The sequence below is a fragment of the Anaerostipes stercorihominis genome, from assembly GCF_057535655.1.
Genome location: NZ_BAAJCL010000008.1, coordinates 13616 through 37306 on the forward strand (window position 1 = coordinate 13616; position 23691 = coordinate 37306).

19 protein-coding genes, 1 tRNA gene and 1 other RNA gene are annotated in these 23691 nt (G+C 40.9%); 2 read left to right on the forward strand and 19 right to left on the reverse strand.

The window, feature by feature from the left end; translation table 11 throughout:
• Positions 1-39 precede the first annotated feature (39 nt).
• From AC27EF_RS08630 to AC27EF_RS08685, 12 genes are all read right to left on the reverse strand, one after another.
• Positions 40-486, reverse strand: coding sequence for a hypothetical protein (locus tag AC27EF_RS08630; RefSeq protein ID WP_487110340.1), 447 nt, complete (start codon positions 484-486; stop codon positions 40-42).
• An 18-nt stretch (positions 487-504) separates the two neighbouring features.
• Positions 505-1794 carry a M56 family metallopeptidase gene (locus AC27EF_RS08635; protein WP_487110342.1) on the reverse strand — a complete coding sequence of 430 codons (1290 nt, stop codon included), beginning with the start codon at positions 1792-1794 and terminating at the stop codon, positions 505-507.
• 88 nt (positions 1795-1882) lie between these two features.
• Positions 1883-2254 (reverse strand): BlaI/MecI/CopY family transcriptional regulator, encoded by a 372-nt coding sequence (locus AC27EF_RS08640; RefSeq protein ID WP_487110344.1) that lies wholly within the window; start codon positions 2252-2254, stop codon positions 1883-1885.
• Positions 2255-2420: 166 nt separating this feature from the next.
• On the reverse strand, positions 2421-3650 hold the full coding sequence (gene tyrS, locus AC27EF_RS08645; protein WP_487110346.1) for a tyrosine--tRNA ligase: 1230 nt from the start codon (positions 3648-3650) through the stop codon (positions 2421-2423).
• Between the two features lie 180 nt (positions 3651-3830).
• Entirely contained in the window at positions 3831-5195 is a 1365-nt protein-coding gene (locus tag AC27EF_RS08650; protein WP_487110348.1) for a PFL family protein, read from the reverse strand.
• 12 nt (positions 5196-5207) lie between these two features.
• Positions 5208-5480: an ACT domain-containing protein gene (locus AC27EF_RS08655; protein WP_487110350.1), complete on the reverse strand. Its 273-nt coding sequence runs from the start codon at positions 5478-5480 to the stop codon at positions 5208-5210.
• 21 nt (positions 5481-5501) lie between these two features.
• Positions 5502-6284 (reverse strand): MBL fold metallo-hydrolase, encoded by a 783-nt coding sequence (locus AC27EF_RS08660; protein WP_487110352.1) that lies wholly within the window; start codon positions 6282-6284, stop codon positions 5502-5504.
• Positions 6285-6372: 88 nt separating this feature from the next.
• Positions 6373-6963 carry a dephospho-CoA kinase gene (gene coaE / locus AC27EF_RS08665; protein WP_487110354.1) on the reverse strand — a complete coding sequence of 197 codons (591 nt, stop codon included), beginning with the start codon at positions 6961-6963 and terminating at the stop codon, positions 6373-6375.
• Between the two features lie 12 nt (positions 6964-6975).
• Complete coding sequence (polA, locus tag AC27EF_RS08670; RefSeq protein WP_487110356.1) at positions 6976-9609, reverse strand: DNA polymerase I; 2634 nt, start codon at positions 9607-9609, stop codon at positions 6976-6978.
• Positions 9610-9972: 363 nt separating this feature from the next.
• On the reverse strand, positions 9973-10902 hold the full coding sequence (cysK, locus tag AC27EF_RS08675; protein WP_487110358.1) for a cysteine synthase A: 930 nt from the start codon (positions 10900-10902) through the stop codon (positions 9973-9975).
• A 122-nt stretch (positions 10903-11024) separates the two neighbouring features.
• A complete protein-coding gene (locus AC27EF_RS08680; RefSeq protein WP_487110360.1) occupies positions 11025-11462 on the reverse strand; it encodes an RrF2 family transcriptional regulator in 438 nt (145 codons plus the stop codon).
• A gap of 10 nt (positions 11463-11472) precedes the next feature.
• Entirely contained in the window at positions 11473-12075 is a 603-nt protein-coding gene (locus AC27EF_RS08685; RefSeq protein ID WP_487110362.1) for a DUF4362 domain-containing protein, read from the reverse strand.
• 129 nt (positions 12076-12204) lie between these two features.
• Between AC27EF_RS08685 and AC27EF_RS08690 the strand changes: the two genes are divergently transcribed.
• Positions 12205-12822, forward strand: coding sequence for an NUDIX hydrolase (locus AC27EF_RS08690; protein WP_487110364.1), 618 nt, complete (start codon positions 12205-12207; stop codon positions 12820-12822).
• Between the two features lie 412 nt (positions 12823-13234).
• Here the strand turns inward: AC27EF_RS08690 and AC27EF_RS08695 are convergent.
• From AC27EF_RS08695 to gltB, 7 genes are all read right to left on the reverse strand, one after another.
• Positions 13235-13318 (reverse strand) — tRNA-Leu (locus tag AC27EF_RS08695).
• A gap of 133 nt (positions 13319-13451) precedes the next feature.
• The gene (locus AC27EF_RS08700; RefSeq protein ID WP_487110366.1) at positions 13452-13628 is read right to left on the reverse strand and encodes a (2Fe-2S)-binding protein; all 177 of its coding nucleotides are present in this window, start codon (positions 13626-13628) and stop codon (positions 13452-13454) included.
• A gap of 116 nt (positions 13629-13744) precedes the next feature.
• Positions 13745-14884 carry an AI-2E family transporter gene (locus AC27EF_RS08705; RefSeq protein ID WP_487110368.1) on the reverse strand — a complete coding sequence of 380 codons (1140 nt, stop codon included), beginning with the start codon at positions 14882-14884 and terminating at the stop codon, positions 13745-13747.
• A gap of 69 nt (positions 14885-14953) precedes the next feature.
• A non-coding RNA gene (gene ssrS, locus AC27EF_RS08710) (6S RNA) lies at positions 14954-15131 on the reverse strand.
• A gap of 76 nt (positions 15132-15207) precedes the next feature.
• Positions 15208-15789, reverse strand: a complete 582-nt coding sequence (locus AC27EF_RS08715) for a DUF5662 family protein (RefSeq protein WP_487110370.1) — start codon at positions 15787-15789, stop codon at positions 15208-15210.
• Positions 15790-15928: 139 nt separating this feature from the next.
• Positions 15929-17413: a glutamate synthase subunit beta gene (locus tag AC27EF_RS08720; RefSeq protein ID WP_487110372.1), complete on the reverse strand. Its 1485-nt coding sequence runs from the start codon at positions 17411-17413 to the stop codon at positions 15929-15931.
• 9 nt (positions 17414-17422) lie between these two features.
• The gene (gene gltB, locus AC27EF_RS08725) at positions 17423-21961 is read right to left on the reverse strand and encodes a glutamate synthase large subunit (protein WP_487110446.1); all 4539 of its coding nucleotides are present in this window, start codon (positions 21959-21961) and stop codon (positions 17423-17425) included.
• Positions 21962-22280: 319 nt separating this feature from the next.
• Between gltB and AC27EF_RS08730 the strand changes: the two genes are divergently transcribed.
• On the forward strand, positions 22281-23654 hold the full coding sequence (locus tag AC27EF_RS08730) for an MATE family efflux transporter (protein ID WP_487110374.1): 1374 nt from the start codon (positions 22281-22283) through the stop codon (positions 23652-23654).
• Positions 23655-23691: the final 37 nt, after the last annotated feature.

Below are 23691 nucleotides of genomic sequence, written 5' to 3' on the forward strand. Positions count from 1 at the left end.
TCAACTATTCTTTTCAATATTTTAGTACAATCCTGTCACCTATTTTATATAATATCCCATCGCCTGAACACCCGCACGGGAATGGTTTTGAACAAACACATGATATGTGTCTGTCCTGTGCAATGTAAAGGTTGCAGAAATCCCTGTTGTTGTGGATTTGTATATTTTCCCCGTATTATCACCGACAACTCCGATCCAAACCTTTCTCTTCGGTTTTACATGGATTTTTACCGTAACTTTTCCGCCTGACTTTTTCCGAAATCCGGCGCTCTTTTTTATTTTTGCAGGCTTAACCGCCCAATTCACAGAACTCCTGGCAACAGAAAGTTTAATTCCCATTTTTTCGGCTAACCGCTCTGTAAATCCCTCCTCCAAGACAACGGAAGAATATTGAAACTCCTGATTTTTCCCCTCTGCTGCCCCTACAACATCCTGCACTCCAAAGCAACAAATGATAGCAGCCATCAAGCAAACCTTTTTCTTCAACTTCAGATCATCCCTTCCTTATTCTTTTTTGGTAATTATATATTCACCTAAAAACTCTGCCTTTTTATTCCCCCAATTTTCTATGAAAATCTTGTAAGTTTCATCTTTCGTTATAGTGAAACAACAAAATAAATCAAAGCGTTTTTCAATATAGATCTCTTTTCCTTTTGAATCTGCTAATCCAACGGCTACTTTGTCTTGCGGGTTTTCTTCAAAACCCGTCGACACCGTAATTGTTACTTCCGTACCTTTTTTCAAATATACGTTCTGTGTCTGCATCCTCTCTTTTGCCCCAACCATCCATTCGACCGGATGTGTCTCTCCTATTTTCGGTTTTGCCTTTTGGATTGTAACCTTCTTAATTTTCCGATTGGGATGGTTTCGCTTTTTCCCTTTTCGAAGCATCGGTATATTTTCCACTGTCGCCAATCCTGCTTCTTCCAAATCCACAACCGTCTCTTCAAATACGAGATTATACCCTTCTACAAATGCCGCTCCGGATGCTGCCACTGTCACTGTACTAACTGCCATGACTCCAAAAATCAACATACACGCAATACACTTCTTATGTGTTTTTTCCTTTTGATACGACTTCATCCTTTGCATCCTCAGTTTGAGCAGTTCCTTGCTCTCATACAAACCAAAAGTCGTATAAGTTCCATATGCCGGCTTCGCTGTAGAAATTTCTATAATTACCGTAAAATATTGTTTTATATTTTCAATATACTTACTGACCTCCATATCACAGTAAGTTTCTCCCCACTGATCAATTTGATGAAATAATCTTCGCAAAACCGGATGAAACCAATGGATACATCGAACAATATTGGCAAGCTGTTTCCATAATAAATCATGATGCTTCTGATGGATCAGCTCATGATAGAAAATTACACGAAGTTCCTTTTTTGTATATTGGCGCGGCAATATGATTTTGGGATGAAAAATTCCATATAACATCGGGTTTCCTGCATTTTTTTGAGTTACAACAGAAACCGGCGTTTTCATCCTCAGTTCTGTTTTTATTTCCTCCAATAGTTCTTGCACCCATGCCTCGCATTGATCGCTCCTTTTTACATCACGCCGAATTCGGGCGTATTGCCGAATCAGATGAAACAAGGTTATTAAAAAACCTATCAGCCATACAAAACCAAGTGCCGCAACTGCCATTCCGATCTTCATAGTCGGCTGAAACAGCCATCGTTTCGTTTCCATGTTGATCATGTAAACCCAGGTAACCGGCATGCAAAATGTTAAAAGCACCACCTTCCACATCCAGTAACTGGCTTCTACATAATCCTTCCGCTCCATATACTTTCCTATGATTTTCCATACAAAATATAAAATCGTACCCTGTATACAGCACAGAAACATCCCGCTAAATACTTCTGTTATCACTTTATTCAAAGTCCATATCATCCAAAAATCCTTTCAATTCCTGCCCCTCTTCTTCTGAAATCCTTCCGCTTAATGCACTTAGAAACTGTTTTGCCGAACCACCAAACCAAGTATCCAGCATCTCCCCTGCCTGCTCCCTTTTATAGTCTTCTGCAGAAATCAGTGTTTGAATATAAGACTGTCTTCCCCTCTTTTCGACTCGAAGATATCCTTTTTCCTCCAGCCGAAATAAATAAGTACGAATACTTGTCCTCTTATAATCCTTTTGAAAATTCTTTTTTAATTCCTTCCCCATCTCTAAAAATGGCATTTCTTTTCCATATGCCCAAATGCACCTCATCATTAATTGTTCCACGTCTGTTAATTTTTCCATTATTTTGTTCCTCCTGTATATCTTTTATTATATTGTACCATTATTTTCCCATCCTTACAACGAATCCGTTAGATACATCAAACGTTTTTCATCCTTTGAATTGCAAAACAAAAAGACCCACCATCTCCATGGAGCGTGAGCCTTTCCGAAATTTTCTGCAAATCTTTTATTTTTCTTTTACCTGACAGAATTTCTTCTTCCCTTTTTTTAGCAAAATACGATTCTTATCGTCAAAATCTGTCTTTTTAAATACTGCATCAATCTGTGATACTTTCTCACCGTTGACGGAAACTCCACCCTGCTGTACCATTCTTCTGGCATCAGAACGAGTCGTGCAAAGCCCGGTATCTACCAGCATGGATAAAATATCAATTCCTTCTTCCAATTTTAAAGTATCATATTCATAGGTCGGAGCATCATCATTCGCACCGCCGCTTACAAACATAGCTTTTGCAGCAGTCTGCGCTTTCTTTGCTTCTTCTTCACCATGAACAATCTTTGTGACTTCATAAGCCAGTACATCTTTTGCTTTGTTGATCTCGGCACCTTCCAAAGCACCCAGCTTTCGAACTTCTTCCATTGGCAGGAAGGTCAAAAGTCCCAGACATTCTTCGACTTTCACATCCTCAATATTTCTCCAATATTGGTAAAAATCGTACGGCGATGTTTTCTCAGGGTCAAGCCACACGGCGCCTGCCATCGTTTTTCCCATTTTCACACCATCGCTTCTTGTCAAAAGTGTAAGCGTTAAGCCAAATGCGTCTTTTTGTTCTTTTCTGCGGATCAAATCTGCTCCCGCCAGAATGTTGGACCACTGGTCGTTTCCTCCCATTTCCAATTTACAGCCATACCTTCTGTTTAATTCAAGGAAGTCGTATCCCTGCATTAACATATAATTGAATTCAAAGAATGTCAGTCCTCTCTCCATTCTCTGTTTGTAACATTCTGCTGTAAGCATTTTATTTACAGAAAAATGCACACCGATTTCCCGTAAAAATTCCACATAATTTAAATCCAGCAGCCAGTCTGCATTATTTGCCAAAATCGCCTGGTCATCGTCAAAAGAAATAAAACGTGACAGCTGCTCTTTAAAGCGTTGTGCATTATGTTCGATGGTTTCTCTGGTCATCATATTCCGCATATCAGACTTTCCTGACGGATCACCGATCATGGTTGTTCCGCCGCCAAGAAGCGCAATCGGACGATGTCCTGCCTTCTGCATATGCATCATCGCCATAATCGTCAGAAAGTGCCCTGCCGTCAGACTATCGGCGGTTGCATCAAATCCGATATAGAATGTCACCTTTTCTTTCCCCAACAGCTCTCTTAACTCTTCATGAGTTGTCTGCGCGATAAATCCGCGCTCTTCTAAAATATCATATACATTTCTGCTCATGTTTCCAAAACTCCTTTATTCTGTTTCCAAATATTTTTACTATCCAATGCATCAGCATTTTGCTGCATTGGACACTTACGGAAATTCCTCGATGACTTTCAGCAGCAATTCCCAAGGTTTCTTTGCAAATATCTTTCCCATTGCCCTTTTCCTTTTTCATTGTCACCTGAAACAATTGTTTTAGTTCTTAAAACTGTGAATCGGAGCCGGAATTCTTCCTCCGCGGTTGATAAAGGCGTCGCAGGAGAACTCGTTAACTGGCATAACTGGAGCATAACCCAGCAGTCCTCCAAATTCCACCTGATCCCCTACGTCTTTCCCAATCGCCGGAATTACGCGGACTGCAGTTGTTTTTTGATTGATCATTCCAAGCGCCATCTCATCTGCAATCAATCCTGCAATGGTTGTTGCTTTCGTTTTTCCCGGAATTGCAATCATATCCAGCCCCACAGAGCATACACAGGTCATTGCCTCTAATTTTTCCAAAGTTAATGCTCCTGCATTTACCGCATCAATCATTCTCTGATCTTCACTGACCGGAATAAAGGCACCGCTTAATCCGCCTACATAGGAAGATGCCATCACTCCTCCCTTTTTCACCTGATCATTGAGCATCGCAAGGGCTGCCGTTGTTCCCGGCGCACCTGCATATTCCAAACCGATTTCCTCCAAAATCTCTCCGACACTATCTCCTGCTGCCGGTGTCGGAGCCAGAGAAAGGTCAATAATTCCAAACGGAATCCCCAGTCTCTTTGATGCCTCTTTTGCCACCAACTGACCGACACGGGTTACCTTAAATGCTGTCTTCTTAATCGTCTCACAGAGAACCTCAAAATTCTCACCACGGACATTTTCAATGGCACGTTTTACAACACCCGGTCCACTGACACCTACATTGATGATCGCATCTGCCTCTGTCACACCATGGAATGCTCCCGCCATAAACGGATTATCATCCGGTGCATTACAAAATACAACAAATTTCGCGCATCCAAGACACTGATTGTCTTTGGTAAGCTCTGCCGTTTCTTTTACAATCTCACCAATTAATTTTACCGCATCCATATTGATTCCGGTTTTCGTGGAGCCTACGTTTACAGAGGAACATACAAAGTCTGTTTCAGCCAAAGCCTGCGGAATTGAACGAATGAAAAGCTCATCTGCTCTGGTCATACCCTTGCTCACCAAAGCGGAATATCCGCCTAAAAAATTGACTCCGACTTTTTTTGCCGCAGCATCTAACACTTTCGCAAGCTCTACAAAGTCTTGCGGCGTCTTGCACACGTTTCCGCCCACCAGAGAAATTGGGGTAACGGAAATTCTTTTATTGACAATCGGTATGCCGTATTCTTTCTCAATATCTTTTCCTGTTTTTACCAGATCTCTGGCAACTGTGGTAATCTTTTGATAAATGTTTTCTTTTACTTCATCTAACGTGGTTCCCACACAATCTAACAGGCTGATTCCAATGGTAATTGTACGAACATCCAGATTCATCTCGTGAATCATTTTATTTGTTTCAAATACTTCATTCAGATTAATCATACCGCCACTCCTCTAAATTCTGTGCATAATATCAAAGATTTTTTCATTCTGTGCCTGAATCACTACGCCGATCTCCTCACCGATTTGTTTTAATTCTTCCGATAACGTTACGATATCTTTTGAGGAGCTGGACGGATCTACCACCATCATCATATTAAAAAACCCTCCGGTGATCGTCTGAGAAATATCCAAAATATTGACATTATTATTTGCCAAATAATTGCAGACCTTTGCAATGATTCCAACACCGTCTTTTCCAACAACTGTAATTACTGTTTTTTCCATATCTTATTTCCTCCTAATCACTTACGATACACAAGTTACGGTTGATACCGTGTCTCTTCCGGCAACTTCCAGCGAAAACTCTCCCTTATTATGTAAAGAAACTCTTACCGTCTCATATGCAAGTTTCTCATAATTGTTTTCTTTGCTCAAATGTCCCAGATATACTTTCTTTGTATTCTCCGATGCCGCTTCCTCAATGAACTGGGCACATCTTTCATTGGAGAGATGCCCCCGTCTCCCAAGAATTCTTCTTTTCAGATAATATGGATAACGTCCCACCTGAAGCATGTTGACATCGTGATTGGCTTCTATAAACAGAATATCTGATCCATAGATCTTTTCCACCAGATATTCATCATAGTCTCCAAGGTCCGTTGCAATGCTGGCTTTGACGTCTCCCTCCCGAAACGAATAACAAACCGGATCTGCCGCATCATGCCAGACTCGCGATGCTTCTGCCATAATATCTCCAATTTCAAACGGTCTGTCTGCTTCAATCGAGTGAAACAGGTGTTTCTCAACTTTTCCGAGATTTTTATATTCCAAAATAGCGTCAATGGTCTTTCCCGTGGCAAATACCGGAAGTCCGTATCTCCTTAAAAGCACCCCCAGTCCTTTGATATGATCGGAATGCTCATGGGTAATTAAAATCCCGTCAAATTGAGGAACGGTAAGATCAAGTTCCGAGAGCGCCTGTTCAATGCGTTTGGCGCTGATGCCACAATCCACAAGGAGTCTTGTCTTATCTGTTCCGACATAAATGCAGTTTCCCTCACTGCCGCTTGCAATACTCGTTAATTCCACGAATTTTACCTCTTTTCCTATGTTGCAAAAACCCTATTGGCAAATATTATAACACAAGCATATTTAAGAATCTACTGCTTTATTTTATTTATCCTCTAAGGATTCTGTGAATTTGCTCTCTTGTTTGTTCTATCGTCCCTGAGTTATCAATGATATGTGTGGCTGCTTTTTTAAATTCCTCTTCACTTCGCTGATTTTGAATCATCTGACGAATTTTCTCATCAGAGTACCCTCTGGAACCTTTCAAACGTTCAAACCGAAGGTTCTCCCGGACAAAAACATACCAGAGCTGATCAAAGCTTTGTTCATAGGCAGCTCCCACCAGCAAAGCCGTTTCAATCACGAGCAGACAAGGCGCGTTATTGTTTTGAATTCGCTGAATCCGGCTCAAAATCTCACGATCTACATTCCCATGGGTTATTTTATTCAGCTGACTTAATTTTTTTTGATCTGCAAATACCATCCCTCCAAGCTTCTGTCGGTCAATGCTCTGATCTTCTTTTAAAATTTCTGTTCCGAAAGCCTGTACAATCCCAGTATAACTGACTCCACCCGGCTCCATCAATTCATGCGCCACCGCATCTGCCATAACAACCTCTGCCTGATAATCTTCTTTTAGGATTTTCAAAATCTCGCTTTTTCCGGACCCTACACCTCCGGTAATTCCGATGATTTTCATTTGCATATCTCCTTATTTTGCTTCATACCAATTGTCTCCTTGATTAATGTCAATATTTAAAGGAACACTTAATTTTGCTGCATTCATCATTTCATCTCTTAATATTTCTTTTACCTGATCGAACTCATCCAAATGAGTCTCAATCAACAATTCATCATGAATCTGCAAAATCAGTCGGGATTTCATGTTCTGTTCCTTTAACTTCATATTAACACGAATCATGGCAATCTTAATAATATCTGCCGCAGATCCTTGAATCGGAGAATTCATTGCCACTCTTTCTCCAAAATTTCTCTGCATAAAATTACTGGATTTTAATTCCGGAATCGGGCGGATTCGATGAAACATCGTTGTGACAAAGCCTTCTGTTTTCCCTTTTTCCACCTCTTCGTTCAGAAATTCTTTTACTTTTGGATAGGTTGCAAAGTATTTATCAATATACTCCTGTGCCTGTTTTCTTGTAATTTTTAGATCCTGACTCAATCCAAAAGCACTCAATCCATAAATGATTCCGAAATTTACTGCTTTTGCATCTCTTCGCTGTCCCGGTGTAACTTCCTCCATGGGAACTCCGAAAACTTCTGATGCTGTCCGCGCATGAATGTCCTGATTTTTTTCATATGCCTGCTGAAGTTTTTCATCTCCGGATAAATGTGCCAGCACCCGCAGTTCAATCTGAGAATAGTCCGCATCCAAAAAAACATATCCCTCTTCCGGAAGAAAAACCTTTCGGATTTTCCTCCCCAAATCCATACGGATCGGTATATTTTGAAGATTTGGCTCGGTACTGCTAATACGCCCCGTCGCTGTGATCGTCTGATTAAATTTTCCGTGAATTCTCTGATCCCGATCTATATAGTTGGCAAGTCCGTCAGCATAGGTAGATTTTAATTTCGTTAACTGACGATATTCTAAAATCATCGGAACAATCGGATACAAATGTTCAATTTTTTCTAAAACATCCACACTGGTAGAATACCCGCTTTTTGTCTTTTTGGCGCCTTCCAGTTTCATATGCTCAAAAAGTACGACTCCCAGCTGCTTCGGGGAATTAATATTAAATTCTTCGCCTGCCTCTTGATAAATCAAATCCTGAAGCTCTTCAATTCTTCCAATCAGCTGCTCTCCATATTCTTTCAATGCAGCGGAATCCACATGAATCCCTCGAACTTCCATATCATGAAGTGCAAACATCGTAGGAATTTCAATGTTCCGATACAGCTCCATCATATTCAGTTCCTCTAATTTATCGGTTAACGCCTCCACCGTTTCTCTGGAAACCCAAGCTTCCAGTCCCATAATTTTTTGACCTTCTGAAGTTAACCTTCCATCAGAAGCCATCGGTCGTTTCTTATCCAATAGTTCTTTCCGGGACGGCAGCATCCATCCTTTATAATCTCTCGCAACGTCATCGTACTCATAGGTGCTTTTCAGAGGATTGATTAAATATGCCGCCAGAGAAACATCAAACAGACTCTCCGTATCCTCACGAACATCCAATTTAGAAAGATATTCTTTCATTTCCATCATCGCCACACACGGAACACAATGATAGAGAGCGCTGATTTTTTCATACAAAAACTCTTCGGTTAAAAATCCTTCTGCCTTCAAAAGAAAAACTTCCTGTGCTTCGATTGACAGCGCTGCCCACATACCGCTTTCTTCCTTATATAAGGAAACACCTGCCGTCTTTGCCTGCGAAGCTCTGAAAAATATTTCTTCTGCCTGAGCCAGATCTGTAATTTCACAAATGTGAACCGAAAGCTCTTCCCCATGCTTTCCTTCAAACCGTTTTAAAATCGTTTTAAATTCCAATTCCTTTAATCGTTGGTAGGCTTCTTCCGTATAAATATCAGAAATTTCTGCTTCTTCTAACGTAAGATCTATAGGACTCTCCAGCTCAATGGTTGCCAATTCTTTGCTCATGACTCCCTGTTCATAGTACTCCAAAAGATTCTTCTTCGCCCGATTTGGCTTCACCTCCTCAAGATTGGCATATGCATTTTCAATGCTCCCAAATTCCCGAATCAATTTGGTTGCTGTTTTTTCTCCAATCCCCGGAATTCCCGGAATATTATCCGAAGCATCTCCCATCAACGCCTTCACATCAATGAATTCTTTTGGTGTCACCTGATATTTTTCCAAAACATCTGCTGCATAATAATTCTCTACCACTGTGCCCGCACGATTTGTTTTCGGAATACGAATCTGCACCTGCTCTGTTGCCAGCTGCAAAAGATCCCGATCCCCGGAGACAATCGTCACCTGATATCCTGCTTTTTCTCCTTGTACCGACATCGTTCCCAGAAGGTCATCTGCCTCATATCCTTCTTTCATCATCATCGGAATCTTCATAGCTTTCAAAACGTCCTGAATCACCGGAACCTGCTCGGCAAGCTCTTCCGGCATCCCCTTTCTTGTCCCTTTGTATTCCTCAAACATTTTATGCCGAAATGTCGGAGCTTTCAAATCAAACGCAACTGCCAAATGACTGGGATTTTCCTCTTCTAAAAATTTAAACATAATATTTAAAAACCCCAAGACTGCATTGGTATGAAGTCCCTGACTGTTTGTCATCTCCGGCAGCCCATAGAACGCTCTATTTAATATACTGTTTCCGTCAATCAATAATAATTTATGCTCCATCTGGATGTTCTCCTTTTCTTTCCTGCTCGTCTCATCAAATCAACAAAGTCATGATTCCCCAAATTGATTTGACCAAACCATTATAGATCATTTTATCACAAAGAAATCTTTCTTGCATCAAAATTATAGGAGAGTAAGAACTTGGCTAATTTCGGATGGTTCCCAAGACCTGCATAGAATTACTTCTATGACCTGCTGCAGCAAAGGCAGGCGCCAAGGTCTCAGGCTAGCCCGGACTTTGTCTCATCGCTATCACAAAAACAGCCTCATACCATTCGGGTACAAGACTGCTCTTTCATAATTTATTTTTTCATTTCAACGATTCCGCAATAATTCTTCTTGGGCTTTCGCTTCCTTCTGTTTTTAGGAAAACATTGGCGTTGATAAATAGCGGTCGCCATTGTCCGGAAGAAATACCACAATGGTCTTTCCTTTATTTTCCGGTCTTTTTGCCACCTGAATTGCCGCCCACAATGCTGCGCCGGAGGAAATTCCGACCAAAACGCCTTCCTCCACTGCGACCATTTTTCCATAATCAAACGCATCTTCATTTTCTACCGGAATAATTTCATCGTAAATTTTTGTATTCAAGATTTCCGGAACAAATCCCGCCCCGATCCCCTGAATTTTATGAGGTCCTGCCTCTCCTTTTGATAACACAGGGGAAGTAGCAGGTTCTACGGCAACGACTTTCACGTCTTCTTTTTTTGATTTTAAATATTCTCCGACTCCGGTCACCGTTCCGCCGGTTCCAATCCCTGCAACAAAAATGTCAACATTCCCTTCTGTATCTTCCCAAATTTCCGGTCCTGTTGTTAATTTATGAACCTTTGGATTGGAAGGATTCACAAACTGTCCTGCCAAAAAGGCTCCTTTTGTTTCACCAGCCAGTTCCTCCGCCTTCTGAATGGCTCCCTTCATTCCTTTGGCTCCATCCGTCAAGACAATCTCTGCGCCATAAGCCTTCAAAAGATTTCTCCGCTCAACGCTCATCGTCTCCGGCATCGTCAGAATCACGCGATAACCTCTGGAAGCTCCGATGGACGCAAGCCCGATCCCGGTGTTTCCTGAAGTCGGCTCAATAATAACAGAGCCTTCCTTTAATTTCCCCGCCGCTTCTGCATCCTTGATCATTTGAAAAGCAATTCGGTCTTTTGCACTCCCCGCCGGATTAAATCCTTCTAATTTCACTAAAAGCTTTGCTTCCAACCCTAATTTTTTTTCAATATTCTTCACTTCCACCAAAGGTGTTTTTCCAATCAATTCTGTAACGCTCTCATAAATCTTCGCCATTTTTTCTTCTCCTTTTTATATTTCATATAATTCCTACTTGTTTGATATGTTATAAGTATATCACATTTTTTCCAGATGTCAAGAATCTTTTTAACAATCATTAGAAAAAAATGACTTTGCAATTAAATTACAAAGTCATTTCCTCCACGTTCCCTCGCCTTATTTACTATATCTTCCAATGTAATATGACTGAGGTAATCATAAACCACAGCCGAAAGTCCCTCCCAAATTTCAATGGTCGGACACTCCTGATACCTTTCACACTGATTTATCTTATCATCCAGACATGCCACCGGCTTTAAACTTCCCTCCGTAATCTCTAAAATCTCATAAATGGTGTACGCACCGGGATCTCTTGCCAGCTGGTACCCGCCCTTAGGGCCTCTTAAACTTTTTAAATACCCTCGAACACTTAGCTGCCTTACAATCTGCTCTAAATATTTTACAGAGATATTCTGCCTTCTGGATATATCTTTCAAGGCAATCCAATCTCCTGTGTAATGCAGCGCCAGATCGTACATTAAGCGAACTGCATATCTTCCTTTCGTTGATATTTTCATAATTTTTCACCTACTGCTTTCCTTGATCTGTCTTCACTTCCAAAATCTGTATTGCCGTCTTCAGATTCCTTGCATCCTGAGCTTCTGCCAATGTTATTTCTTCTTTGTTGGTCAAAAAAGCCGTATACAGCTTCTGTTCTTCAAACCGCTTGAAATAGTCATATGTATGTTCCACATATTTTTCGCCTCCAAACTGATCTCTTGTGGCATCTTCCACGTAATAAAACTTCCCGTCCAAATATGAAATATACTGAAGAATCGGATCACCCTCAGTTGTAAACTGGCAAATAATAACCGCCCCATCTTTTTTCTTTCGGATTTTCTCTAAAAACTTCTTCCACAATTTATCGCTGTCTTCTTGGAATTCCTGATCTTTCACCACAATCATTCCGCTTTTCAAAGCTTCTTTTTGAGATATGTCCTCGCTATATTCTTTTAGCGAACTTTCAATCTCTTTATAATTTGATTTTGCAATGATAACAATCCCCTCGTCTGGGTCCGCTGACTTTATCTGATCTGCCGCCCCCTTATTTGCCTTAATAAAGTTCGCTGCTAAAATCACGCTCAATACAAGCGCTGCCCCTGTCATTACCCATCCTGGTATCTTCTTCATTTTGAAACCTTCCTTTCACAGTATTTTCCCTGATTTCATAGTTGTTTCCTAAATAATTCTACTTGCTTTCCAATCTATTGTCAATTATCTTCCTTTGAATTACAATGGAAACATGAAGGAGGTCTTGTTATGAGCAAAATCAAGAAAATCAAACCCTTAACCAATGTAAAATTTTTAAATCTGTATGAATTGGAGGCAGAAAATAAATTCGGGAAAACACATCCTTATTACGCTGCCAGCCGAAAATCAAAGGATACCATGATGGCGGCAACCCAGACAGTGATTCCAGACGGCGTCGTCATATACAGCCTTTTCGGTCCATCTTTTGACCGACTTGTTATGATACGCCAATTTCGCTATCCATTAAACAATTTCATTTATGAACTCCCGGCAGGGCTCATAGATGCGGGGGAATCCGTCACAGACACTGCAGTGCGGGAAATGAAAGAAGAAACCGGACTGCAATTTACACCGTTTCATTGCGAGGAGTTTTTACATCGCCCCCATTTTTCTTCCGCCGGAATGACAGACGAAACCAACTGCACTGTCTACGGAACCGCATCCGGAACACCGAATCTCAATCATTTAGAAGCCAATGAAGACTTAACAGTCTGTCTGGTTGACAAAAGTGAAGCAAAGCGAATTTTAAAAGAAGAATACCTATCAGTGAAAGCCTATTATCTTTTACTTCATTTTTTACAAAGCCGCCCGGAGGATCCATTTTCATTTTTAGAGATTGCAAGATAAATGATGACAAAGGCGTATAACTCTGTAAAAGGAAACACGCTTATCTGATAGAGGATCACAAATGTGATATATTTGTCTTGTAAAGACACAAAAACATCACATCGAAAAATATGTTTCGTTTAAAGGATATTCCAATGCAAATAATTGGTATTTTGATTGCAATGTATATCTTATATCTCGTAATTAGCATTGTAAACGCTAATCATTCACAACCTAAAAAATATGAACTGCCCACAAGGAAACTATCCCCAAAACTAGGTTATCTAGGATTCTGCAGTTTCGCTGATTTCATTGGTTTTTGGAGTTATTTGGAACAGCAAAATAATATAGGAAAGTCAGAGCTTTCCTAATATTATCGGAAAATAAAAATGAGTAACCTGTATAAACAGATTACTCTCCAGCATTTCTTAAATGCCGATGGTGGGACTCGAACCCACACGCCCGCAAGGACAACAGATTTTGAGTCTGTCTCGTCTGCCAGTTCCGACACATCGGCGTATCTTTGAACCTTAAGTATAATATCATTTATCCAAACCAATGTCAATCATTTTTTGGAAACTTTTCTTAATTTTTTGATATGACAAGGGAGAATCTTTTCAAACCAAAGATTCTCCCTTGTTTCTGTTTCTTCACCCTTTTAATTCATTTAAAACAGTTTCAATCTCATCAATACAAGCTCCGCAAACGCTGCCGGCACCTGTGATTTCTTTGATTGCATCAACTGTGGTTGCTCCTTCTTCGTATGCGTCCATAATCTGTCCCGCTGTGACGTCAAGACACGGACAAATCACCTGTTCTCTATTCATTGATAAACTACCTCCTTTACAAAAGGTATGATACCCAAATTGAACACTTTCCATACACGCAAAATCGCTTTCTCTGATAAATGCATCGTTTGTTTTGGCAAACATTTTCTAAAGAATTATACCTTCTTTGCGGCATTTTCAAGATTTTTTTCCTTCAGCTGGCGGTTTACTACCTCTGTGAGCAACTGATATAATACCGAACAAAGCGGAATACTGAAAATCATTCCCACAATGCCCGCAACATTTCCTCCGATTGTTACTGCAACCAAAACCCAAATTGCCGGCAGACCCACAGAATTTCCAACCACATGAGGATAAATTACATTTCCCTCAAACTGCTGTACAACAACAAACATAATAATAAATATAATCGCCTGCTTCCAATCGACCATCAAGATTAACAGTACGCCTACCCAGCAGCCGATAAACCCGCCTACAATCGGAATTAACGAAGTGATGCCGATAAAAACCGCAATCAGAACTGCATATGGGATATCAAGGATGTTCATACAGGCAAAAATCAAACATCCAAGAATCACTGCCTCCATACATTGTCCGGATAAGAAGCTGGAAAAAGCATTATTCGACAGCCTGCCCACGCGAACCATATATTTGACGATCCTGACAGGCAAAAATGCAAATAATAGCTTTTTTACCTGATAAGCCAATGTCTCTTTTTTTAACAGCGCATTTAAGGCAAAAACAAAGCCTAACGCAAAACTCACAACCACCTGAACTGCGTTGGAAATGATGCTCACTGTTGAATTTAAAAGCCCGGTTGCCCAATTTTGAAGAAATGTTATGATCTGACCACTGATTTTGTTCCAGTCAAACTCAATTTCCCCAATATATTTATGTATCGCCGGCAAATCCTTCGATGTATTCTCGATAAAATCCTGAATTCCTTTCATATATCCAGGAATGCTATTGGAAAGACGAAACAGCGTATCGACAATCTCAGGAATAATCAAACCGGAAACCAGCAGAATCACTCCTACGATGCAGACCAACGCAGCCATCAGACTCACCGCCCTTTTCCCTTTCTTCACCTTCCGGAAAACACGATTCTCAAAAAAACGCATGGGAACATTAATGATAAATGCCAGACAGCTGCCGAGAATAAACGGAAAAGCCGCCGATGCCACATAAGAAACACCATTTAGAAAAATTTGAATGTTGTCTAAAAATAAATATAGCAGAATGCCAAATGCAACCAATATAAACGGCATCTTATCATTTTCTTTGAAAAATTTCATGAACGATATCATCTCCTCTTCTTAATTTTTAAAAGGGACTGTAAAAACAGTCCCTCTTTTTTCTCTTTCGTAATACCCGGGAATGCCGGTCCCGCAATTTTGACGCCTAGCAGAGCTAGGTGGGTTATCTCAACAAATCCTCTGCCGTCCCCCGGAAACAGGGCTTGACATCCGATTCATTATCCGAAATCCCATGATAAATAAATGTAGGTTCAAAATAGCGAGTTATCGCACACCCCAGGCTTTATATTTTAGGTTTACGTTTATTATACTTTAAGTATGCATCTTTTTCAAGCCGTCAATCCATGAAATTCTAACCAATATCAATTTTTTTTTGAGGGAGCGAATGGTGAAATCCTATCATAACCGCTGATATCCTCTCTCAAATCTTTTTTCAAATATGCAAACGTATATTTCTCGCCCTTTGCTGCATACATCTCCAAAAGTCTTTCCAGATACCTTCGCGAAGCATCGCTCATAATAGAACCGCCGACTCCGTGCTCAAAGTACTCCAATGGACTCTTCTGGCTAAAATGATCTCCATTATAAATTTTCCCGGCACTGATTCGATCAACAAACATCTCTGCCATATACTTCTTCGGAATCTTCATACCGACCAGTCCCTTCTGGCTATGATCTAAACTGTAATCAATCCAATACTCAAAATGATGCTTATTTCGTCCCTTGTGATGAAGCCACGCCTTCGATACGCCGTTTTTCAACCGCTCCTGATTATTCGGACTGGCCGTCCCCTGATAATAGCGCACCCCAGGAATAAATTCCGTCGGAGAATATTTCGACATATCATGCATAATACCCTGGTAGTAAAGACCTAGTTTAAAACAGCCTTTCGCGACTAAAATCTTATGTTTGGTAATGGTTTTCAAATGTCCAACAATATTCATAACTGCATCTGCTCCTCACGCCTGAACACTTTGCTATAAATTTCATCTTCACTTTCTATAATATAGCAAAAAGCCATACAAATGAAAAGCTTTTTCTTAAATTATTCTCGGAAACCCAAAGGAAATGCAAACCTTTTCATTAAAGGTTCGTATATCCCATCAATTGTTTGTCAACCTCTCTTGCTGCATCTCGTCCTTCTCGAATTGCCCATACAACCAGAGACTGACCACGGTGCATATCCCCTGCGGTAAAAACATTTTTTACATTGGTTGCAAAGCTCCCATCTGCAGTCTCCACATTGGTTCTTCCATTCACCTTTACTCCAAAAGAATCTGTCACATAAGCTTCGCTTCCCAAAAATCCCGCGGCAATTAATACAAGATCTGCCGGCACTGCTTTTTCGGACCCGGCAACTGGAACCATTGCCATTCTTCCGGTTTTTTCGTCTTTTTTGCTCTCCAACGTCACCAGAACTGCCCTGCACACTTCTCCTTTTTTGTTCATTTGAAACTCTTTTACTGTTGTCTGATAAATTCTCGGATCATGACCGAAAATTTCAATGGCTTCCTCCTGACCATAATCTGTCTTACAGACTCTCGGCCATTCCGGCCATGGATTCTTTTCCGAGCGCTGCTCCGGCAGTTTCGGCATCATCTCCAGTTGGGTAACACTTTTGGCCCCATGACGAATAGAAGTTCCAACACAGTCATTTCCTGTATCGCCGCCTCCGATCACAATGACATTTTTTCCTTTTGCAGAGATATATTTTTTATCCTTTAAATTGGAATCCAACAAACTTTTTGTCGTTGCCTTTAAAAAATCTACCGCAAAATAAATTCCTTTTGCCTCGCGCCCCGGAACCTCAATATTTCTCGGATGCGAGGAGCCGCAAGCCAGTATAATGGCATCATAATCTTTTTTTAACTGTTCCGGTTTCATGTCTTTTCCTACATCAACATTGGTTACAAAATGAATTCCTTCTTCTTTCATAATGTCTAGTTTTCGCTCTACAATATGTTTTTCCAGCTTCATATTGGGAATTCCATACATCAGCAGTCCGCCAAGACGATCTGAGCGTTCATAAACAGTTACCTCATGTCCTCGTTTGTTCAGGGAGTTGGCAGCAGATAAACCCGCCGGTCCAGAGCCTACCACTGCAACCTTCTTTCCGGTACGGAATTTTGGCGGTCTGGCTTTTGCAAGTCCTTCTTTATATCCATATTCCGCAATACTTAGCTCGTTGGCTTTGGAACACACAGGATCCCCGTTGAGTCCGCAGGTACAGGCATTTTCACAGAGCGCCGGACAAACACGTCCGGTAAATTCCGGAAAAGGATTTGTCTTTTTCAATCTTAAAAACGCCTGCTCCCAGTTGTCCGTATAAATTAAATCATTCCACTCCGGAATCAGATTATTTAACGGGCATCCCGATGCCATGCCGTTTAACATCTGTCCTGCCTGACAAAACGGAACTCCGCAGTCCATACATCTTGCCCCTTGTTTTTGCTGTTCTTCTTTTGATAACGGAATATGGAATTCATTAAAATGCTTGATTCGTTCCTTTGGAGCTTCAGCACGGGCATCTTCTCTACTATATTCTAAAAATCCAGTTGGTTTTCCCATAATTTCCTCCTAATTCTGTCCGTTTGCCTGCATATTAAAGGCTTCAATCTGCGCCTGTTCACTGCTCAATCCTCGTTCTTCCATTTGTACAATCAGATTCAGCATCTTCTTATAATCGTTCGGCATAATCTTCTTAAATTTTGGCAGGTAATCTCCAAAATTTTTCAAAATTTCTTTTCCTTTTGGCGAATTTGTATATGCCACATGTTCTTTCAACATATCTTTCAGTTCCATCACATCATATTTTGATGTAACATTTTCAATGGACACCATTTCCTTATTTAAATTCATATAAAGCTTGCTGTCTTCATCCAAAACATAAGCAACGCCTCCGCTCATTCCTGCCGCGAAATTCTTTCCGGTCGGTCCAAGAACCAGAACGCGTCCTCCAGTCATATACTCACACCCATGATCTCCAACACCTTCTACCACGGCTGTAACTCCGGAATTTCTGACGCAGAATCTCTCCCCGGCAATTCCATTAATATAAGCTTTTCCACTGGTAGCTCCGTATAAAGCCACATTACCTACGATGATATTATCCTCCGCCTTAAATTTCACACCTGTCGGCGGGCAAAGAATTAATTTCCCTCCGGAAAGTCCCTTTCCAAAGTAATCGTTGCTGTCTCCCATCAGTTGAAGCGTCAGTCCTTTCGGGATAAAAGCCCCAAAGCTCTGTCCTCCCGCACCGTTACATTTTACAACGTAGGTATCATCCTCCAACGTCTGTTCTCCCCATCTTTTTGTGATTTCTGCTCCAAATATGGTACCAAAGGTTCGGTCAATATTCGTGACATCCATCTGAATACTTTTCTTTTGTTTTTTCTCAAGCGCCGGCATAAATTCTTTCATCAGTATTTTCATATCCGCAGTTTTTTCCAGCTGGAAATCATAAACTTTCTTGTGATGATAATCCATTTTCTCTGTGGTTTTATACGTATGATCCAGAATTCTCGATAAATCTACATGCTTTTCTTCTGCCAGATGATTCGGTTTTAACAAATCAACGCGTCCCACAAGCTCATCCACCGTCGCAATTCCTAATTTTGCCATATATTCTCTCAATTCCTGCGCAATAAAATGCATAAAATTGATGACATATTCCGGTTTTCCTGCAAACTTTTTGCGAAGTTCCGGATTTTGAGTTGCAACTCCCACCGGACAAGTATCCAGATTACATACCCTCATCATAACACATCCAAGTGTGACAAGAGGTGCCGTGGCAAACCCAAACTCCTCAGCTCCCAACATTGCTGCAATGGCAACGTCTCTTCCACTCATCAGTTTTCCGTCTGTTTCTACAATGACTTTATTTCTCAAATCATTCATTAACAAATTCTGATGCGCCTCTGCAAGTCCCAGTTCCCAAGGCAGCCCTGCATTATAAATAGAATTTCTCGGTGCCGCCCCGGTTCCGCCGTCATAGCCGGAAATTAAGATTACCTGCGCTCCTGCTTTCGCCACCCCGGAAGCAATGGTTCCGACGCCGGCTTCAGATACCAGTTTCACAGAAATTCTTGCATCCCGATTTGCATTTTTGCAGTCATAAATCAGCTGTGCTAAATCCTCTATAGAATAAATATCATGATGCGGCGGTGGTGAAATGAGTCCTACACCGGCAGTAGAATGGCGGGTTTTCGCAATCCAAGGATAAACCTTTTTCCCAGGAAGGTGTCCGCCTTCTCCCGGTTTTGCTCCCTGTGCCATTTTAATTTGAATTTCTTTCGCACTGACCAGATATTCACTGGTTACACCAAACCTTCCGGATGCTACCTGCTTAATTGCAGAACAACGGTTCAGACCATCTCTTCCAACAGTTAAGCGTTCCGGTCTTTCTCCGCCTTCTCCGCTGTTTGACTTTCCTCCCAGAGTGTTCATGGCAATCGCAAGAGTTTCATGCGCTTCTCCAGAGATAGAACCGTAAGACATAGCTCCAGTTTTAAAACGTTTTACAATGGAATCGACACTTTCTACTTTTTCAATCGGAATACCTTTTTGAGGATAATCAAATTCCAGCAATCCTCTTAAATTTCCAGGCTCCAATTCCTCATTTATCATCGCTGTATATTGTTTAAACAGCTCATAGCTTCCGGTTCTTGCCGCAGTCTGCAGGGTATGAATCGTTCTTGGATTGTAAAGGTGCTGCTCTTTTCCGCTTCTGTATTTATGACTTCCCGCGCTTTCCAATGTCAAATCATTTTCCAGCCCAAGCGGATCAAACGCTGACGCATGGCGGGCATCCACATCCTTTTCCAGATCTTTTAAAGATATACCTTCCACACGGCTCACCGTATTGGTAAAATATTTATTTACAACATCCGTATTAATCCCTATGGCTTCAAAGATCTGTGATCCCTGATAAGACTGAAGCGTTGAGATTCCCATTTTGGATGCAATCTTTACAATTCCATGAAGTACTGCACTGGTATAATCTTCTACTGCCGCGTAATAATCTTTGTGCAGCATGTTCTCATCAATTAATTTCTGAATACTCTGCAATGCCAGGTATGGGTTTACCGCACACGCTCCGTAGCCGAGCAGTGTTGCAAAATGATGAACCTCTCTTGGTTCTCCGCTCTCTAAAATTAAGGCAACCGAAGTACGGCGCTTCGTCTTAATCAGATGCTGATGCATGGCAGATACCGCAAGCAGCGAAGGAATCGCAACATGATTTTCATCCACACCTCTGTCAGAAAGAATAATAATATTCGTTCCATCCCGGTACGCGCGATCTGCTTCCACAAACAAACGATCCAGAGCCTTCTCCAAAGACGTGTTTTTATAATAGGTAATCGGAAGCTCTACAACCGCAAATCCTTCTTTTTTCATTCTTTTGATTTTTAAAAGATCCGTATCGGTAAGAATCGGATTTTCTACCTTTAACACACGGCAGTTTTCTGGTGTTTCATCCAGAATGTTTCCTTCTTTTCCTACATATACCGTCGTAGACGTCACCAATTCTTCTCGAATTGCGTCAATCGGCGGATTGGTCACCTGTGCAAATAATTGTTTAAAATAATTAAACAATGGCTGATGACGATTCGACAAAACAGCCAGCGGCGTATCCGTTCCCATCGCCGAAATCGCCTCACTTCCATTGAGCGCCATCGGCTGAATTGCCGTTTTGATTTCTTCGTAAGTATAACCAAATGCCTTCAACTGTTTTTCCCGATCTTCTTTTCCATAAGCAGGAACGGATTCATTGGGTATTTTTAAATCCTTTAATTCCAACAGATTGCTGTCCAGCCATTCTCCGTAAGGTTCTTTTTTTGCATAATTTTCCTTCACGACATCATCGGCAATCACTTCCCCTTTTACAGTATCTACCAACAGCATTTTCCCCGGACGAAGCCGTTCTTTCACTACAATTTTTGTAGGATCAATGTCCAAAACTCCGATTTCAGAAGATAAAATCAACTGTCCATCGTCTGTAATATAATATCGCGAAGGACGCAGACCATTTCGGTCCAGCACTGCTCCTACTTGATCTCCATCCGTAAATAAAATAGAAGCAGGTCCGTCCCAAGGTTCCATCATCGTTGCATAATACTGGTAAAAATCTCGTTTTTCCTGTGTAATCACTTTATTATTTTCCCATGGCTCCGGAATGGTAATCATTACAGCACGAGGGAGATCCATTCCACTCATCACAAGAAATTCCAGGGTATTATCAAGTCTTGCAGAATCTGATCCGTTGGGATTTACCACCGGAATTAATTTATGCATTTCGTTTTTTAAATACTCAGATTCCATATTCTCTTCTCTGGCAAGCATTTTATCTGCATTCCCACGAATGGTATTAATTTCTCCATTATGCACAATAAAGCGATATGGATGCGCTTTTTCCCAGCTTGGCGTGGTATTCGTGCTAAACCTTGAGTGAACCAGCGCAATCGCGGATTCATAGGCCGGATCTTGAAGATCTTTAAAAAAGGTACGAAGCTGATCTACCAAAAACATTCCTTTATAAACAATGGTACGGCTGGATAGAGAAACCACATAGGATTCTTCATTGCTCTGCTCAAATACCTTTCTCGCAATATATAATTTACGATCAAACTCAAGTCCTTTTTTTACATTGGCGGGTTTTGCAACAAACCCTTGTAAAATCTTCGGCATACATTCCACTGCTTTCTTCCCCAGAACTGCCGGATCGTTGGGAACCTCCCGCCATCCAAGGAATGTCATACCCTCTTTCTCAATAATAATTTCAAACATTTTCTTTGCCTGACGCAGCCTTAATTCATCTTCCGGAAAAAAGAACATTCCGATGCCGTATTCCCTCTCTCCGCCAATGGCAATTCCGGCTTCCTGACAGGCTTTTTCAAAAAACTTATGAGAAATCTGCAGCATAATTCCCACACCGTCTCCGGTTTCTCCGGAGGCGTCTTTTCCTGCTCTATGCTCCAATGTCTCAACAATTTTCAATGCATTGTCAACCGTTTGGTGATTTTTTCTTCCTTTGATATTTACACAGGCTCCGATCCCACAGTTATCGTGCTCAAAACTTGAATCATACAATCCAAATTTTTGATTTGTCTGTCTCATCATTCTCATTCTTCCTTTCTGTGCTGCCTTCTTACTTTGCTGTTCCTAATCATACAAAACTCTTTTCTATTTGTAAAGTATTTTTTTCTTAAGTTTTCAGTTTATTAGTTTTTATATGATTTTTGATTATATTATCAGATATTATATAGAATTTTCTCTTATTTTCTTAAATTCATGTTTAAATTATAACTTAACAAAACATAGATTCCTCCATACTTATTGTACTCTTTTCTATTTTATATTATACTGTAATAGTCTTGTCTTACATTTTATGACAAGATATTTGAAAACAAACAGAAAAGTGAGGTCATACTTTATTATGGAACAAACAAACACTGCAAACCCGTTGGGAACCGAAAAAATCAGTGCGCTTCTTGTTCGTTTTGCAATCCCCAGCATTATCGCAATGTTAGTCAGCGCTCTGTACAATATGGTTGATCAGTTTTTTATCGGAAGAAGTGTCGGAATGCTTGGAAATGCCGCAACGAATGTTGCTTTTCCTCTGGTCATTACCTGCACTGCCATCGCGCTTATGTGCGGCATCGGAGGCGCTGCAAATTTTAATCTTTGTATGGGGCGAGATGAAAAACAGCAGGCTGCAAAATTTGCCGGAAATGCAATTACTATGCTGTTCTCTCTTGGATTGTTTTTATGTCTGATTACCCGTTTCTTTCTGAAACCAATGATGGGGCTTTTCGGAGCCACTCCGGATGTTATGGGATACTCTCTGATTTACACAGGCATCACCTCCTTCGGTTTTCCGTTTTTAATTCTTACAACCGGAGGAACAAATTTAGTCCGTGCAGATGGAAGCCCCAGATTTTCCATGGTCTGTACTCTGACAGGAGCCATCATAAATACAATCCTTGATCCTTTGTTAATTTTTACCTTTGATATGGGCATTGCCGGCGCCGCCTGGGCAACAGTCATCGGACAGGTCGTTTCCGGAATTATGGTCATCGCATATCTAAGAAAATTTCGTACGGTGAAATTAACCAGAGAAACCTTAACGCCTTGTAAAGAAAAAGTCTCAAAGATTATTTCTCTTGGAATGGCGCCCTTTTTTAATCAGGTTTCTTTAATGGTTGTCCAGATTGTTATGAACAACATTTTGATTCATTATGGCGCAAAATCTTCGTACGGAAGTGATATTCCTCTGGCATGCGCTGGAATTATCACAAAAATCAATATGATATTTTTCTCCATCAACATCGGAATTTCTCAAGGACTTCAGCCGATTATCAGTTACAATTACGGAGCCAACAAATTAAAACGTGTCAAGGAAGCCTATTTGAAAGCCGCTTTTGCCGCAACAGCGATCAGCACTGTATCTTTCCTCTGTTTTCAATTATTTCCGAGACAGATTATTGGGATTTTTGGTTCAGAGAGTGAAGCGTACTTTCAATTTGCAGAAAAATTTTTCCGTATCTTCTTATTCTGTACATTCATCAACGGTCTTCAGCCGATTACCTCCAATTTCTTTACCGCGATCGGAAAGGCAAGCCGCGGTATTTTCCTGTCTCTAACCAGACAGATTCTTTTTCTTTTGCCGCTGATGATTGTGCTTCCAATCTTTATGGGAATTGAAGGCGTTATGTTCTCTGCTCCAATTGCGGACGCCATTGCTGCCATTTGTGCAATTACTTTTGCCTTCCGCCAAATCCGGACATTTTCGCGCCACGAAGTATCCTGATAGTATAAAACAGGGAAATGGAATGATTCCTAAAAAC